14 protein-coding genes are annotated in these 13,251 nt (G+C 56.2%); 6 read left to right on the top strand and 8 right to left on the bottom strand.

Annotated elements, in window-relative coordinates:
• Positions 1-16 precede the first annotated feature (16 nt).
• On the bottom strand, positions 17-835 hold the full coding sequence (locus ATO67_RS01820; protein ID WP_067643469.1) for an adenosylcobinamide-GDP ribazoletransferase: 819 nt from the start codon (positions 833-835) through the stop codon (positions 17-19).
• A gap of 100 nt (positions 836-935) precedes the next feature.
• Between ATO67_RS01820 and cobT the strand changes: the two genes are divergently transcribed.
• Positions 936-1,958, top strand: a complete 1,023-nt coding sequence (gene cobT, locus ATO67_RS01815; RefSeq protein ID WP_067643466.1) for a nicotinate-nucleotide--dimethylbenzimidazole phosphoribosyltransferase — start codon at positions 936-938, stop codon at positions 1,956-1,958.
• Between the two features lie 7 nt (positions 1,959-1,965).
• The gene (locus tag ATO67_RS01810; RefSeq protein ID WP_067643463.1) at positions 1,966-2,385 is read left to right on the top strand and encodes a diacylglycerol kinase; all 420 of its coding nucleotides are present in this window, start codon (positions 1,966-1,968) and stop codon (positions 2,383-2,385) included.
• Here ATO67_RS01810 and ATO67_RS01805 read toward each other — a convergent pair.
• Entirely contained in the window at positions 2,382-3,917 is a 1,536-nt protein-coding gene (locus tag ATO67_RS01805) for a sensor histidine kinase (RefSeq protein WP_067643461.1), read from the bottom strand. The two genes, ATO67_RS01810 and ATO67_RS01805, sit on opposite strands and share 4 nt — an antisense overlap.
• A 107-nt stretch (positions 3,918-4,024) precedes the next feature.
• On the opposite strand from ATO67_RS01805, the gene ATO67_RS01800 reads away from it, so the two are divergent.
• The 3 genes from ATO67_RS01800 (at position 4,025) to ATO67_RS01790 (ending at position 5,812) form a co-directional block, all read left to right on the top strand.
• Positions 4,025-4,603, top strand: a complete 579-nt coding sequence (locus ATO67_RS01800; RefSeq protein WP_067643458.1) for a thermonuclease family protein — start codon at positions 4,025-4,027, stop codon at positions 4,601-4,603.
• Positions 4,604-4,612: 9 nt separating this feature from the next.
• A complete protein-coding gene (locus ATO67_RS01795; RefSeq protein ID WP_067643455.1) occupies positions 4,613-5,254 on the top strand; it encodes a uracil-DNA glycosylase family protein in 642 nt (213 codons plus the stop codon).
• A gap of 66 nt (positions 5,255-5,320) precedes the next feature.
• Entirely contained in the window at positions 5,321-5,812 is a 492-nt protein-coding gene (locus tag ATO67_RS01790) for an Lrp/AsnC family transcriptional regulator (RefSeq protein ID WP_067643452.1), read from the top strand.
• Positions 5,813-5,893: 81 nt separating this feature from the next.
• Here the strand turns inward: ATO67_RS01790 and ATO67_RS01785 are convergent, their stop codons facing one another.
• From ATO67_RS01785 to ATO67_RS01765, 5 genes are all read right to left on the bottom strand, one after another.
• Positions 5,894-6,715 (bottom strand): class I SAM-dependent methyltransferase, encoded by an 822-nt coding sequence (locus ATO67_RS01785; RefSeq protein WP_067644219.1) that lies wholly within the window; start codon positions 6,713-6,715, stop codon positions 5,894-5,896.
• Between the two features lie 75 nt (positions 6,716-6,790).
• Positions 6,791-7,057, bottom strand: coding sequence for an usg protein (locus ATO67_RS01780; protein ID WP_067643449.1), 267 nt, complete (start codon positions 7,055-7,057; stop codon positions 6,791-6,793).
• Between the two features lie 164 nt (positions 7,058-7,221).
• Entirely contained in the window at positions 7,222-8,052 is an 831-nt protein-coding gene (locus ATO67_RS01775; protein WP_067643446.1) for an ABC transporter permease, read from the bottom strand.
• Positions 8,049-8,852: an ABC transporter permease gene (locus ATO67_RS01770; protein WP_067643443.1), complete on the bottom strand. Its 804-nt coding sequence runs from the start codon at positions 8,850-8,852 to the stop codon at positions 8,049-8,051. Before ATO67_RS01770 ends, ATO67_RS01775 begins: the two co-directional genes overlap by 4 nt.
• A gap of 115 nt (positions 8,853-8,967) precedes the next feature.
• Positions 8,968-9,741 carry an ABC transporter substrate-binding protein gene (locus ATO67_RS01765; RefSeq protein ID WP_067643440.1) on the bottom strand — a complete coding sequence of 258 codons (774 nt, stop codon included), beginning with the start codon at positions 9,739-9,741 and terminating at the stop codon, positions 8,968-8,970.
• Positions 9,742-10,079: 338 nt separating this feature from the next.
• Here ATO67_RS01765 and ATO67_RS01760 point away from each other — a divergent pair, with 338 nt between their 5' ends.
• The gene (locus tag ATO67_RS01760; RefSeq protein ID WP_067643437.1) at positions 10,080-12,251 is read left to right on the top strand and encodes an OmpA family protein; all 2,172 of its coding nucleotides are present in this window, start codon (positions 10,080-10,082) and stop codon (positions 12,249-12,251) included.
• A gap of 65 nt (positions 12,252-12,316) precedes the next feature.
• Here ATO67_RS01760 and ATO67_RS01755 read toward each other — a convergent pair whose 3' ends face one another.
• Positions 12,317-13,240 carry a pseudouridine-5'-phosphate glycosidase gene (locus ATO67_RS01755; RefSeq protein WP_067643434.1) on the bottom strand — a complete coding sequence of 308 codons (924 nt, stop codon included), beginning with the start codon at positions 13,238-13,240 and terminating at the stop codon, positions 12,317-12,319.
• Positions 13,241-13,251 lie beyond the last annotated feature (11 nt).

Genomic DNA, 13,251 nt, shown 5'->3' with positions numbered 1-13,251 from the left:
ACTTTATATCTGCACGTCACGCAATGAGAGCAAGTGCGATCAGCATCACAATCTCTGTGATCTGTTGGGTGGCGCCGATGGTATCACCGGTGTGACCATCGATTTTTTGATCGCACAGACGGTTGAAGAGATAGGTGACGCCGAAGGGGACAGCGAGTGCGACGACCAGAAGCAGGGGCTGGAAAAAGGACAAGCAGAGAAAAACTGCGATGCAGAAACCGTAAGTGATCGCACCCTTTCGTTCACGCTCGCCCGGCTGACCCGCCATTGCCGCGCTGCCGCCTTCTCTGGCTGGCGGCAGCGTCTGCCAATGCCAGACCATCAGGCCACGGCTTAAACAGGCTGTCGCAATCAGGCAGGCTGCTACGGCAAGGGGTGAAAGTTCACGCATCAGGGCGGCAATGGCTGCTGCCCTGATGAGGAACGACAGCACCAACGCAATCGCTCCATAGGTGCCAATGCGGCTGTCCTTCATAATGTCGAGCGCGCGTTGTTTCGTTCTGCCGCCACCAAAACCGTCTGCTGTGTCTGCAAGCCCGTCCTCGTGCAGTGCGCCGGTCATCAAGGTGGCGACACTAAGAACGATGGCGGCGGACATCAACGGGTCTGCATCCAGCCATGTGAGAAATGCCGCCAAACAGGCCGCAGGCAGCGCGATCAGAAAGCCCGCGACGGGGAAGGCACGTACCATCTGGCCCAGCGGGCGCTGGTCGTCTTCGAAGAAGATGTCGTTTACGGGAATGCGGCTGAGAAAACTCAGCGAGCGCATCATATCCGTCAGAAAATCCCCGGCCCGCAATCGTCTCTCCTTTAGTTGAGGAGGCGCTTGTTGCATTTGAGGTTGTTCCTCCGCGCATCCCCGATTATGAGAAGCGCAACAAAGACCGATTTGCCGGAAAACACAAGCGCCCGGCACCACCAGAAAGACCGATATCATGAGCATGAGCGGACTGCCTTTTGACGATTTTCGGACGCTTTTGCGCGACCTTCCAGGCCCGGACACCTTCGCGCTCGTGGCCGCCAAAGAGCGTAACGCGCAACTGACCAAGCCTGCTGGCTCGCTGGGGCGTCTGGAAGAGATCGCCATGTGGTTGGCCGCGTGGTCCGGTCGTGCACCTGCCGTCAACCGCCCTTTGGTGGCGATTTTTGCTGGAAACCACGGTGTTACCAGGCATGGCGTCACACCTTATCCGTCGTCGGTGACACAGCAGATGGTGGAAAACTTCGCCGCCGGTGGTGCCGCCATAAACCAAATTTGCGTGACGCATGATCTGGGCCTGAAGATTTTCGATCTGGCGCTGGATTACCCCACCGGTGACATCACCACCGAGCCGGCTTTGTCCGAGCGCGATTGCGCAGCCACGATGGCATTCGGGATGGAAGCAATAGCCGGTGGCACCGATCTTCTCTGCATCGGTGAAATGGGCATCGGCAACACGACCATTGCCGCTGCGATCAATCTCGCACTCTATGGCGGTACGGCGGAAGAGTGGACCGGACCGGGCACTGGCTCCGAAGGCGATGTGATGGCGCGCAAGATTGCTGCTGTGAAAGCAGCCGTGGAGTTCCACAAAGACCATCTGTCCGATCCGCTGGAGATCATGCGCCGTCTCGGTGGACGTGAAATCGCGGCAATGGCCGGTGCCATTCTGGCCGCGCGTGTCGAGAAAATCCCGGTTCTGATCGATGGTTATGTGGCAACCGCCGCCGCCGCACTCTTGAAAGCGGCCAATCCTGCCGCGCTCGATCATTGCCTCATTGGCCATGTCTCCGGCGAGCCCGGGCATCTGGCCGCTGTCGAAAAGCTTGGCAAGACGCCACTTCTCGCACTTGGAATGCGTCTGGGCGAAGGCACGGGTGCAGCACTTGCCGCTGGCATCGTCAAAGCCGCAGCAGCCTGCCATTCCGGTATGGCAACCTTCGCCGCCGCGGGTGTCGATACTCGTACAGACCACTGAGGTCGCCATGGATAAGCCGAACACCCCACAGCAGCCAGAACCGGTTTTCCACAAGGAGACCGGGTTTCGACATCTCTTCGCCGCAGCGCGTTATTCCGCTCAGGGGCTTTCACGCCTATGGAAAGAAGCGGCCTTCAGACATGAGGTTCTGGCCTTCGGTGCCGGACTTGTGCTGCTGGGAGTCATTGGCGCGCCAGTTGCGCATTATCTGATATTCACGGTTCTGATGCTTTTGCTGTTTTCCGTCGAATCCCTCAATACTGCCATCGAAGAAATCGTTGATCGCGTCTCGCCGGAATTTTCGTCGGCGGCGCGTCATGCCAAGGATCTCGGGTCATTCGCGGTATTTTGCCTTTTGCTGGCGAATGGCGGCTTTGTCCTCTATTCGCTTGTCAGCACGATGTTGTTTTCATCCATTGCGATTTAGGCGAAAGACCGTTTGCGCGGTTGAACCACCTGCACGTCTTCAACGGCCGGAATACTTTGCAGCACGCGTTTTGCCGGCAGAATGGCAATCACTTCCGTCCCTTCACGCAGCTTTGATTTCAACACGAACTGACCGTCATGCTTGGCCAGAATGGCCTGGACGATGGGGAGGCCAAGGCCTGTACCCTGTTCCGCGCTCTTGATTGCAATGGAGCCCTGACCGAAGGCCGACAGAACGACTGGAATTTCCTCTTCAGGAATGCCGGGACCGTTATCCTTAATCGACACATATTGCCCGCCGCCTGCCGTCCAGCCAGCCTTGATACGGATTTCCCCGCCTTGAGGGGTGAATTTTACCGCGTTGGACAGCAGGTTGAGGATGACCTGACGGATTGCTTTTTCATCTGCCCATACGTGGGGCAGGGTGGTTTCGAACTGCTGCGAAATGCGAATATTCTTGCCGCGTGCCCTCAGCTGGATCATGCCGACGCAATCATCCGCTATTTCCAGAAGCGCTACGGCTTCTTCATGCAGATCGTAGCGACCCGCTTCGATGCGGGACAGATCGAGGATTTCGTTGATGAGGTCCAATAGATGCTGACCGGAGCGGTGAATATCCCCGGAATACTCCTTGTAGAGGGGGTTATTCAACGGTCCCAAAACCTCCGATGCCATGACCTCGGAAAATCCGAGAATAGCATTCAGCGGTGTCCGCAATTCGTGAGACATTGAAGCGAGGAAGCGGGATTTGGCCATATTGGCCTCTTCGGCGCGCCGTCGGGCTTCATCCGACATGGATTTCGCGACTTCCAGCTCCGCAATCAGGTCGTCTTTTTCGGACTGGAACGATAGAAGCTTCAGGTTGGTCAGATAGAGCCGCTTCGTTACGTGGTGGCAAAACAGCATTCCCAGAGCAAACATCAACGCAAGGCCGATTTCCATCGGGTTACGAGACAGGGCGGCGGTGACGCTGAGCGCGACGAGCACAGGCAGAAACGTCATCAAAGTCGCGCGCCGCAGCAGAAAGTTTGAAGTCGCGGTAATCGATAGGGCGATCAGAAGGGTCGCGCCCTTGTAGAACGTAATGAGCGACGCATCACCCGTCTCTATTGTCTGGAGCGCAAACAGGACCCAGACGAGACCTATGACGATTTGCGTGGTGAGAAAGATATTGTGCCATGCCGGGAGATTGGAGGCGTTGACCTCCCGGTGGGAAGCCCTGCGCGCAAAGATCAGCGCCAGCGCATGCGCTGTTAGAGCCAGCACGGCCCAGCCGAGAGTTTGCGGGTCACGACTGATGTAGATGCCCACGCCCGTTGCGAGAACGATGAACAAAGGCATGATCGTCGCGCTCTGCAAAGTCTCCGCAATATGCATTTGCAGCATGTCGCGTTCGAAGACGTTAGTACCCACGGGGCCATATTGCAAGCGCTCACGCGTCAACTTCACCGTCTCGAAGACGGCCTTGTTGCGCCGCGTCCGTGACCGGTCGACGATGTTCTTGTCCGCAGTGGTGCTAGCGCTTTTACTCATCGACACAACGCTGGTGATCTAAAGACTTGCAGCCTAGTGGCAAATTCTTAAGAAGATGCTGCGGTTAAAGGATTTGTTTGCCATTTCTGAAAAGGGTTTATTGGTACATGAGAGAGGCCTCACGTAAGCCCTTGCGATTTCTGAAGGACGGCATCATCGCAGCTCTCATTCTGGTGATGGGCACGCTGATTGCCGCGAAGCTTGATGGCGTGAGCCAGGAGCGTTTTACCGGTCAGTTCAACGCGGTGGATGGTGACACTCTGGCCTTCGGTGGCGAACGTTTTCGCCTCATCGGTATCGATGCGCCGGAGATGGGTCAAAGCTGTATGCGTGATGGCGCAGAGTGGCCATGTGGCCCTGAAGCCAAGGACTATCTGAAGACACTGCTGCGAACCGGTACGGTCGAATGCTCCGGAAAAGATAAAGACCGGTATAAGCGTCTGCTGGTACGATGTTCGGCAGGTGGCGAGGACATCGCTGGCGACATGGTTGCGGCAGGGTTTGCAGTGACGACTGAATATTTCCTGTTTTCCCGTGAGCAGGCGTCGGCGCAGAATCGGCGGGCAGGAGTCTGGGCGGGAACGTTTGAAAACCCAAGGGACTGGCGCAGAGAGCACAAAGCCGCTGACATGGAGGTTCCTCTCGCTGGTGTGATCGGACTGGTCCGTCATATTCTTGGCTGGTAGACTTTTTCAATGTCAAAAAAACCAGCTCAAGAGCAGATCAAGGTCTTGCGGCAGGCCGTTGCCAAATGTCGCATCTGCCGCGATGAGCCGCTTAAGGGCGATGCGGATCGCCTACCGCACGAGCCGCGTCCAGTCGCTGTTATTTCCAGTATCGCGAAAATACTCATTGCGGGCCAAGCACCCGGACTGCGGGTTCACGAAAGCGGCTTGCCGTTTAACGATGCGTCGGGCAACCGTTTGCGCGAATGGCTCAGCGTCGATCGTGAGACGTTTTACAATGCCGACAACTTCGCCATCGTGCCGATGGGCTTTTGTTTTCCGGGCTATGATGCCAAGGGCAGCGATTTGCCACCGAGGCTGGAATGTGCGCCCCGCTGGCGCGAGACTGTCATGCAGGCGATGCCGCAAATCGAATTGGTTATCGCGATTGGTCAGTATGCACAAAGCTGGCATTTGGGGTCGCGACGGATGAAGACGATGACGGAAACGGTGCAGAACTGGCAGACCTACCGATACACCAACCAGGGTATTCAGATTCTTCCTTTACCGCACCCCAGCTGGCGCAACAGCGCGTGGCTCAAGAAAAATCCATGGTTCGAAGAAAATCTCTTGCCCATCCTGCGTCAGGATGTGGAAAGGCTTCTTTTCTGAAACAAATTTCTTTTTTTCTCTTTTATTTCGTGTAGAAAGAGGAAAATAATTCCGGAGGAGAGAAGATTGGACCGTCTCGACCGTAAAATTCTACGCATTCTGCAAGAAGATTCCACATTGGCTGTTGCTGACCTCGCCAAGAAGGTTGGGCTTTCCACAACACCTTGCTGGCGTCGTATCCAGAAAATGGAAGAAGACGGTGTCATCCGTCGCCGTGTCGCACTTCTCGATCCCGGCAAAGTCAATACCAAGGTCACGGTGTTCGTGTCCATTCGAACCGCGTCGCACTCCATCGAGTGGCTGAAGCGCTTTTCCGAAGTCGTCTCCGAATTCCCCGAAGTGGTCGAGTTCTACCGCATGAGCGGCGACGTTGATTATCTGCTGCGCGTGGTCGTGCCGGATATTGCGGCCTATGACGCTTTTTATAAGCGGATGATCGCGAAGATCGAAATCCGTGACGTGTCGTCTGTTTTCGCGATGGAGCAGATTAAATACACCACGGAATTGCCGCTGGACTACATGCAATTGGACAACGCCAAGTCCGGTGACGATTCGTAAGCGTGTTTGCGCTTCTTCAAATATGGCGCACTCTTTTAACGACCGTCATGCCGGGGCAGGCCAGGCATGACGGATTGGTTTTCATCCCTTGAATTTCGCAATGACCAGGTGACCCGGCGTCGGGTGCCCATCCTGCATGCGAACATTGATGTCGGTCACTTCGATGATCTCAAAACCGGTCGCTGCGAGCCGTTCGCGGACGTAGGTCTCGGAGTGAGCGAAACGCTGATGCGGGCCGACCATGTAGGAGCGGTTAGCTAAAACGTCTTCCGGCAGCGTTTCGGAAGAGAAAATGAACAGGCCACCTGCGACCATGTTTTCCGCAGCACCAAAGAAGATCGGCTCCAGTGCACCGAGATAAGGTAGGACATCGGTCGCGGTGATCAGATCGAATGGCGCGTCGTCATTGTCTTCCAGAAAGTCTTCGACCTCGGCGACGTAGAGCGTCTCGTAGAGTTCTTTTTCATGGGCGATTTCGACCATGTTTTCAGAGATGTCGATACCCGTAATATCGTCTGCCATGTCGCGCAGGGCTTCACCGGTCAAACCCGTTCCGCAGCCCAGGTCCAGCACGCGCTTGAAGGGTCCGAGTTCCCGCGCTTGAAGACGCTGCCGAACGATCATCGGCACGGCATAACCAAGTTGCTCGACCAGAATATCTTCAAAGGCTTCCGCCTGCTGGTCGAATAGAGTTTCGACATAGGCGTCCGGCGCCTTCGACGGTGTATCGCCGCGTCCCATGGACGCGATACGCACGGCAGCACCACCATGATCTTCGGGATCGATAGCCAGAACCTCTTCGTAAGCCTTGACCGCAGCGTCAATGTCACCCGCCTTTTCCAGTGCCAATGCACGGTTATAGGCTTCGGCTAAGGCTTCTTCATCGATCTTCTGGTTCGTCATAGCTGGCATCCGGGCTTTCGTGAAAATTCGAAGCCTGCTTAAGCCGCAACGCCGCGCCGTGCAATCCTTGTTTTGTCAGTGCAGAATGAACTCGCCCTTCAGCGAGCGCCACTCTTGGGCCGAAATCAGTTTGCGGTGGACATAGCGAACGGAATGCAGTGGCCCGTCCAGCTTTTCCTGCCAGAATTTGAGAAAGCCGCGCATTTCAGGAAAATCCGGTGCCAGATCGTAATTCTGCCAGAGGTATGTTTGCAGAACGACTGGATGGTCCGGCATACGGTACAAGATTTCGGCTGTGGTCATGCCGTAGCCCTTCAGCATCATTTCCATATCTTGGTTCATGCTGGCTGCTCCCTTTTTGTTGGTCGCTGGCGCCACAAATGGTGCCTATCAACATGGGAACACGGCATGGTTAACCGAACCTTACCGGCTATGCAGATATGTCAAGAATTTGTCATATTTTCAATATGTTAGCACTCGAATTTAAAGAGTGCTGCCTAAGCCGTCTATCTTTTTAGATGCCGTGTCAGCCTAGCTTCCAGCGCTGCCCAGATGTGACGCAATATTTCTACGATGGAGAGATAGAAAATCGCAGCCCACAGGTAAGCCTGATAGTCGAAGGTGCGCGAGAAGGCGTAGCGGGTCTGTCCCATAAGGTCGAAGACAGTGACGATGGAGACGACAGCCGAGCCCTTGATCATCAGAATGATCTCGTTGCCGTAAGGGCGCAGCGCCACGATCATGGCCTGCGGGAGGACGACTTTCCAGAAGGTTATAGCCTTGGAGATACCAAGCGAGGCGGCACCTTCATGCTGACCTCTTGGAACACTCTGGATCGCGCCGCGTAGAATTTCCGCCTGATAGGCTGCTGTATTCAGCGTCAGGGAAAGAAGTCCGCAATACCAGGCTTCACGGAAGAACCACCACAATCCAACCTCTTGCAGTTCTGGCCGAAAGCTACCGAGCCCGTAATAAATCAGGAACAATTGGGCCAGCAACGGGGTGCTGCGAAACAGATAGACATAGGAATAAGCCAGCGCACCGATAATCCGGTTTGGTGACATGCGGGCAAAGGCAAGCGGCAGCGATAGAAGTGCGCCGAGAACGATCGACGTACCGACCAATGTTATTGTGGTGATCAGGCCATCGATATAACGCGGACCGTAGCGGGTGAATTTGTCCAGATCCCAGCCAACGATCATGGAATACAAGAGGCCGAGACCCAGCAACAGCCAAAGCCCCGTCACTGTGTAACCCGCGATCTTGGAAATCGACAGTGGTTTTGCCACCGATAGTGGAGCAGGGCGGGGTGGAATCAATTTCTCGGCGTGGCTCATCGTTTAGCCTCCGATCGGCGCGACCAGCGGTCGATAAAGCCAAGACCGAAGGATGAAAGGAGCGCGAGGACGAGATAGAGCAGGCAGGCGATGCCATAGAAGAAGAAGGCTTCCTTGCTGACGCGTGCTGCAATGCCCGTCTGGCGCAAAATATCCGACAAGCCGATTATCGAGACGTAGGACGTGTCCTTGAGAAGAATCATCCACAGGTTCGTCATCCCCGGCAGTGCGATGCGCACGAGCTGTGGAATGATGATGAGAACCATTGTTCGGCTGCGTGGAATTCCCAGCGCATCGCCTGCCTCATATTGTCCCTTTGGAATGGCACGAAATGCCGAAAGCAGCACTTCCGACGCATAGGACGAAAACACAACCGACAAGGCGATCATGCCTGCAACAAAGGCATTGATCTCTATCGGGCCGGTGATTCCGACGTAACTGCCGACTGACTGCAACAGCATCTGGATGCCGTAATAGACGATGAACAGCGTCAGCAATTCCGGCAGGCCACGGAAAATCGTGGTGTAGATACCAGCAGCCAGCCGCAGCGACTTTTCTTCGGATTGCGCGGCAAGTGCGATCAGAAAGCCGATGATGAGACCAATAGGCAAGGTCGCCAGTGCCACGGAAATGGTGACCTTGACGCCGAAAGCGATTTCATCGCCCCAGCCCGCATCGCCGCAGGCTACGAGTGTTCCGTTGCCGAGGAGAGAGAAAATGCCAGCTGGCCCACAAAGGGGATCGAACAGATACGTCAAATAGGTCCAGAACGAACCTATGGCGGAAAATGCTCCGCTCATGCCAATTTCCCCTGCGGTCTTCGCCGCTTGTCTCGTATTATTTTATCTGTTTGTTCTCAAACAAAAATGGCGGGAGGGCAAGCCTCCCGCCACAATATTTCAACAGGCAAATGGCTTACTTGCCGTAGACGTCGAAATCGAAATACTTGTCGTTGATTTTTTTGTATTCGCCGTTAGCACGAATTGCCGCAATTGCTGCGGTCAACTTGTCTGCCAGCGCGGTATCGCCCTTGCGAACTGCAATGCCAGCGCCCTGACCGTTGATTTCTTCATCAACAGGCATTGGCGTGAGGATTTTGCAGCAAGCGCCTGCATCGGATTTCACCCATTCGCTGAGAACAACGATATCATCGATGACACCATCGATACGACCGTTGGTGATGTCGAGCTTGTATTCGTCAGCCGTCGGATAGAGCTTCAGCTCCGAATCCGCCAGATGCTTTTCGGCATAGTTTGCGTGGGTGGTGGAACCCTGCGCGCCGATGGTCTTGCCCTTCAGGTCTTCCACCGATTTGACGGTGCTATCCTTTGGTACGGCGATCGCTGGAGGCGTGTTGTAGTACTTCTTCGAGAAGTCGACCTTCTCGAGACGTTCCGGTGTAATCGACATGGAGGCGACGATGGCATCGAACTTCTTGGCCTGGAGGGCAGGGATGATTCCGTCCCAGTCATTCGTTACGAAGGTGCACTCTGTCTTCATTTCTACGCACAGTGCCTTGGCAATGTCGATGTCGAAGCCGGTCAGTGTGCCGTCTGCTTCAAGAACGTTGAAGGGTGGGTAGGCACCTTCCGTGCCGATGACCAGCTTGTCCTGCGCCATGGCGGCGCCGGAGAACAGCGACATCGCGGCAATGGATGCAGCAGCGAGCAGACGGGTGGAAATACGCATTTCGATCCTCTCTTTCGGCGAGTCTTCCGCACAGTTTGTTTGTGTTTTCTGAGCGGTAAATGTTTCGCGCAGCCAATCGCCCGAAGGGAGTAGAGGCAACGCTTGGCGGATAGTCTTACCCTTGTCTTTAAAATGCAACCCCAATCGTTTCGCAGTGCAAGAAAGGCCACAATCGCTTCACGAAATTGCCTAGATCTGTTCATTTCCGGTACAGACCGGGTTGGTCATGATGGGAACAACGTTGCGGTTCAGGCGTTGTTCACCGCCTGCATGTGCAGACTGTTTTTCGCACGCTGCAATACAAGCGATAAAAGACGATCACTAGGTGAGGTACTATAATGCTGAAGAAGAACAAGCTGCTGACCGGGGTGGTTTTCCCCCTGATGTCTTTTGCGATTGCAATAGATCCTGCATTTGCAGCATCTGTTACAGGCGCAGGCGCGTCTCAATACTCGTCGCAGCAGGCTGTAACACATACCGGCAATAGCCAGATGCTGCTGGCACAGGCTGAGCCGACCCCGGAAGAGCTGCCCAAAAAGCGCCAGCAGGAACAGCAGGCTGAGCCCGAGCAGCCGAAGGCGGAGCAGCCGAAGGAAGAAGCACCCCGCCCGCGTCGCGAAGCAGCACCCGAGGCCGCTCCCGAACCCAAGAGGCAGCCAGAGCCGAAGGCAGAGCCAGAACAGCCACGTCCTCGCCGTGAAGCCGCGCCTGAAGGTGCAGCAGAGCCGCAGAAGGAACCGCAGCAGCGACCACGCCGCGAGGCGCAGCCCGACGCCGCCCCCGCGCAGGCACAGCCAGAGCAGCAACAGGAACGTCCACGTCGACCCAAGCCTGACGCAGCAGCGCAAGACGCTGCTCAACCCGAGCAGCAGAAAGAGCGTCCACGTCGTCCAAAGCCTGATCAGCCACCAGCCGCCGAAGAACAGCAAAAGCCTGCCGCAGACGGAGAGCGTCCGCGCGACCCGCAGGCAAAACAGCCAGCCGCTGGTGAAGTTGCGCCTGAAAAGCCAGTGACGCCGGGAAAGAAGCCCGCAGCGCCAGAGCCTGACGTCAAGGCCGCACCGGTGCCGACCGAACCACCTACACCAGGCAAGGCCCCTGAGCCAAAAGAGCAACCAAACCCTGCACCGGGCCAGCAGCCTTCCGAACAGCAGCGTCCACCACGTGCCCAGAACGGCGAGCAGCCGCCATTGCCGACTGAGCCTAAACTTGAAAATGGTGCAGCCACCGGGCAGGCCCCTGCAGGCGAACCCGTTCCCCAGCAAGTCGTAACACCTCAGCAGGAAGCGCCGCCAACCACAAAGCAGGAACTGGACAAAGCCCGCGCTGTGGCCAAGGACCCATCCAAATCCGCCGATACGGTTATTCTACCGGTAGACAAGGGCGCTGCCGTTCTAGACAGCGACAAGGAAGCGGAACGTTCTGGGAACCAGCAGTCCCGCGATCAGCGTCGCCAGGAACGTGAAGCGGTTCAGGACTTCAAGGTGCCGACGTCGGATGCCGAAGCCCAGTCCCGTCGTGGCGAAAAAAATGCACCGCAGATCAACATTCAGGCCATCACCAACATTCAAGGTGAGCGGATCAACGAACGCCCCGAATACGATCGCCCGGATGGCGTGCGTGAGTGGCAGCCGCGTGATATGCCGCGTGGTGGTCCACGCGACCGCGATATGGGCGACCGCGTCTTCCTGCAATTCGGTGACCGTGTCGTCGTTCGTGGCAACGACAATGACCGCTTCATTCGTGATGGCGCCAAGCCGTACTACGAACGTCTGCCAGATGATCGTTACCGCGAAACCATCGAGCGTCCCGATGGCACGCAGGTCGTGACCGTGCGTAACCGCTACGGCGACGTCATCCAGCGCTCGCGTATTGACAGCCGTGGTCGTGAATATGTGCTGTTCTATGCGCCTGAACTCGTCGATCAGCCCGACCGCGAATACGTCTATCGCGACCCGGGCCTCGATCTGCCGCCGATGCGCCTGCGTATTCCGGTTGACGACTACATTATCGACACGTCCAGCGAACCCGATCGCGATTATTATCGCTTCCTGGAACAGCCTCCGGTCGAGCCTGTGGAGCGTGTGTATACCATGGATGAAGTTCGCTACTCTGCTCGTATTCGTGACAAGGTCCGCCGTATCGACCTCGACACGATTACCTTTGCGACTGGTAGTGCCGAAATTCCGATGAGCCAGGCGCAGTCACTGCGCAAGGTGGCAGACGCCATCAGCAAGGTGCTGAAGAACAATCCGGCGGAAACCTTCCTCATCGAAGGCCATACCGATGCCGTGGGCAACGATGAAAGCAACCTCGTTCTTTCCGACGAACGCGCTGCATCGGTCGCCAACGTCATGACTGATGTTTACGGTATTCCGCCCGAAAACCTGACGACGCAGGGTTACGGCGAGCGCTTCCTGAAAGTTCAGACGCTTGCAGCATCGCAGGAAAATCGACGCGTTACGATCCGTCGTATCACGTCGCTCGTGAAGCCTGTCGCGCAGAACTAAGCGGGCTGTACGCACAAAAAAAGCCCGGAACCGAGAGGTTCCGGGCTTTTTTTGTGGTCGAAGGCTTAACCTAGCGCAACCGCAATCTCAGCAGCAAGGCGAGCATTGTTGCGAACCAGAGCGATATTCGTTTCAAGGCTTCGGCCTTCTGTAATCTCAAATATTTTGGACAGAAGATAAGGCGTCACCGACTTGCCGCTGATCTCGTCTTCCTCAGCATGGGACAAAGCACGCTGAATGTAGAATTCCATTTCCTCGCTGGAAATCTCATCTTCTTCCGGCACCGGGTTGGCAACCAGCATGCCGCCCGCAATGCCCAATTGTTCGCGGGTGGTCTGGAAGTTTGCGATCGCAGCGGGGCTATTGAGCGAGAGCGGGCTTTTCAGGCCAGAAGCGCGCGACCAGAAGGCTGGGAACTCGGTGGAGCCGAACGTCACAACGGGAACGCCCTGTGTTTCCAGAACTTCCAGCGTTTTGGGAATATCGAGGATCGCCTTTGCGCCCGCGCAGACAACGATCACGCCTGTCCTGGCGAGCTCGGTCAAATCGGCGGAAATATCGAAACTTTCTTCCGCGCCGCGATGCACACCGCCGATGCCGCCTGTCGCAAATACCTTGATACCGGCATAGTCTGCAGCGATCATGGTTGCGGCAACCGTCGTCGCGCCGGTGCGGCGCTCCGCAATGGCGAAAGCGATATCGGCGCGCGAAACCTTCATTGCATCTGTCGTCTGTGCCAGTGCCTCCAGTTCATGCTTTTCCAGCCCGATATGCAGCGTACCATGAAGGACCGCGATGGTTGCTGGAACAGCGCCTTGGTCACGAATGATCTGTTCCACGGATTCGGCCATCTGGATGTTGCCGGGATAGGGCATGCCATGGGTAATGATGGTGGATTCGAGCGCAACGATAGGCGCGCCGCGCTGTTTTGCGGCGGCAACTTCTTTGGAATAGGCGATGGAAAGAAGCGCGGGCTGTGATTTTGTCATTGTCTTATCCG

Source organism: Agrobacterium bohemicum (assembly GCF_001562555.1).
Lineage (GTDB): Bacteria > Pseudomonadota > Alphaproteobacteria > Rhizobiales > Rhizobiaceae > Agrobacterium > Agrobacterium bohemicum.
Note: the sequence above shows the minus strand (reverse complement) of the source record. Positions and strands in the feature narration are given on the sequence as shown.